Origin of the sequence: Pseudoalteromonas sp. Of11M-6 (assembly GCF_022347905.1) — a bacterium.
Lineage (GTDB): Bacteria > Pseudomonadota > Gammaproteobacteria > Enterobacterales > Alteromonadaceae > Pseudoalteromonas.
In genome coordinates, this window is record NZ_JAKRFW010000106.1 from 1 (window position 1) to 2,646 (window position 2,646).

Genomic DNA, 2,646 nt, shown 5'->3' on the forward strand with positions numbered 1-2,646 from the left:
TGAGTGCGCTTTGTTCATTGTTGCTCAACTTTTGCCTAGATTACTAGGCGGCAAGTCGAGCGTCGCGACCAAAACACACTCAGGAGAACAAAAATCAAATAGCGAAGGCCAACAGGCCCTAGTAAATTGAAAAAGCCAGCTTCATCAAGCTGGCTTTTCTGTTAACCTTGCTGGATTATTCAAAGCCTAGATTAACTTAGGCTCAAGAAAGCGATTAATCCCACCCCAAGTAACAATCGGTAAATGACAAATGGCATCATGCCCATGCGCTCTATGATTTTCAGGAAAAAGAAGATACAGGCATAAGCTGAGATAAACGACAGTGCTGCACCACTTAATAACGCATTCCAATCAACCACTTCATCGCCGGTAGCAAGCTCTAAACTGTAATACAATCCCATCATCGAAATGACTGGAATAGACATTAAAAACGAAAAGCGCGCCGCACTTTTCTTATCAAGCCCAAGTAATAAACCTGCGGTGATGGTAATACCTGAACGCGATGTGCCAGGAATAACAGCGGTAATTTGCGCAAGCCCCAGTATCAATGCGCTTTTCCAGTTTAAGGCAAATTCGTCTTTGATTTGTTTCGCTTTCACGTCGGCATACCAAAGCAGTAAACCAAATACTATCGTCGATGTTGCAATCACCCAAGCACTACGTAAATAAACTTCTACGATATCCTTAAGCAGTGGAGCTAAGATCACGAATGGAATAGTGGCAACCACAATACACCAAGTCAGTCGGCTTTCTTTCGAGTGCGTACCTGAGAATGATTTGAACCATCCTGCCAGTAGGCTGACAATGTCTTGTCGAAAATAAATAACGACAGCCAGCAAAGTACCAACATGAACAGCAACATCAAAGGCAAGACCCTGATCTTGCCAACCTAGTACCTGTGAAGGTAGCAGTAAGTGGGCAGAACTCGAAATAGGTAAAAATTCAGTGAGACCTTGAATAATTGCAAGGACGACAATCTCAATAAAGCTCATTGCTTGGGAAACTCCACTTTCCATAATTTTTGAGTTGGGTTGTGATACTCCTGCCATAACTGAGCAATGCTTTTACCCTCAACAGGATGGATAAAATCAGGAGCTAGTTCAGCTAATGGCTGAAGCACGAAGGCATTTTTGGTTATTTCATCCCGAGGCAACTGAGCGGGTGATGAACAAATAAGGTGGTCATAAAAGAGAATATCGAGATCTAATGTGCGTGGACTAAACTTCTTTTCACTACAGCGACGACCATGATCGTATTCTATCGACTTGAGCAGTTTATATACTTCGTCTAAAGACAGCTGTGTTTGTGCAGCAAAGACCGAATTATAAAAGTTATTTCCTGCAAATCCGACGGCTTCACTCTCAAACACACTCGAATGTTGAAAATCCGGAAAGTGTTTTATCAATACCCTCAAGCCACTCAGCAAATTTTTTTCTTTTTCTATGTTTGAGCCGAGACTGATAAAAATTTGTGCCATGATAATTCTACTTCTTACGCACAATTTCTACACCAACCGTTTGTGCTTGTGGCACGGCAGCAGGTTTACTCACTTTTATAAGCACTTGTTGGACATTAAATTCATTTAGGATCATTGCGGCAAGCTGTTCAACTAACGTTTCTAATAGCTCAACTGGTTTTGCTTGGGTATGCGCAATAATACGCTCACTCACTTTAGCATAATCAACCGCCAAACTAATATCATCATGGCGAGCGGCAGCGCTAATATCGGTCAACATCTCAACATCAAAGTAAAGGCTTTGTTTACTTTCTTTTTCAAAGTCGTACACTCCTATTATGGCTTCGACGTGTAGCTGTGAGATATAGACTTTATCCATGTAAACTCCAAACATGTTTATCGCTGTAATTCACCCGCATTTTCTAATCGCAATTCGCGATCTGTGCAGGACTTAAGACCGCCGATCATAGCCCAAAACAACGCAATAAAAAATAAGGAAGACAGTGTTAATCAGTTTAATGTGCGTATGTGCTTATTTATTGGGATCGATTTCCTCAGCGATTCTGGTTTGTCGGTTATTCAATCTACCAGATCCACGCTTTAATGGTTCTAATAATCCAGGCGCAACCAATGTATTAAGATTGGGAGGAAAGATCCCAGCTGCGCTGGTGCTCGTCTTCGATATTTTAAAGGGAACCATCCCGGTGTGGGGAGCCTACTTTCTGAAAATAGAACCTGTGTGGTTAGGTGCAATAGCCGTAAGCGCATGCCTTGGTCACATTTATCCTATTTTCTTCCACTTTAACGGTGGTAAAGCGGTAGCAACGGCATTTGGTGCGCTATTACCCATCGGCTTGTCATTGGGTGGGCTATTGATTAGTACGTGGCTCGTGGTGCTAGCGCTAACACGCTACTCTTCACTCGCAGCGATTGTCGCAGTCGCAGCAGCTCCACTTTACACATGGTGGATAAAACCGCTTTATACGGTGCCGGTAAGCTTTTTAACTGTGGTGATTATTATTCGTCATAGGGCAAATATAAAAAGACTCTTGAGTGGTAAAGAGCCCAAGGTGGGGAAAAAGTCTAAAGACTAGGGCCTGTTTACCTTTCAAGTTTGTTTTTGCAGCAGTTTGATTGGTATTTGTACAAGGCAGAGCCTGCGTAGCATAGTTATTCTATGTGAGTCAGGC

Annotated in this window: 4 protein-coding genes; 1 reads left to right on the plus strand and 3 read right to left on the minus strand. The window is 42.6% G+C overall.

Annotation, left to right across the window (positions count from 1 at the left end; translation table 11 throughout):
- Positions 1-191: 191 nt before the first annotated feature.
- From MHN32_RS23385 to folB, 3 genes are read right to left on the minus strand one after another with little or no spacing between them, the layout of a single operon-like run.
- Positions 192-992, minus strand: a complete 801-nt coding sequence (locus tag MHN32_RS23385; protein ID WP_010607635.1) for an undecaprenyl-diphosphate phosphatase — start codon at positions 990-992, stop codon at positions 192-194.
- Entirely contained in the window at positions 989-1,477 is a 489-nt protein-coding gene (folK, locus tag MHN32_RS23390) for a 2-amino-4-hydroxy-6-hydroxymethyldihydropteridine diphosphokinase (RefSeq protein WP_010607634.1), read from the minus strand. Before folK ends, MHN32_RS23385 begins: the two co-directional genes overlap by 4 nt.
- A gap of 7 nt (positions 1,478-1,484) precedes the next feature.
- The gene (gene folB / locus MHN32_RS23395; protein WP_010607633.1) at positions 1,485-1,835 is read right to left on the minus strand and encodes a dihydroneopterin aldolase; all 351 of its coding nucleotides are present in this window, start codon (positions 1,833-1,835) and stop codon (positions 1,485-1,487) included.
- Positions 1,836-1,959: 124 nt separating this feature from the next.
- Here folB and plsY point away from each other — a divergent pair, with 124 nt between their 5' ends.
- Positions 1,960-2,550: a glycerol-3-phosphate 1-O-acyltransferase PlsY gene (gene plsY, locus MHN32_RS23400; protein WP_029215929.1), complete on the plus strand. Its 591-nt coding sequence runs from the start codon at positions 1,960-1,962 to the stop codon at positions 2,548-2,550.
- Positions 2,551-2,646 lie beyond the last annotated feature (96 nt).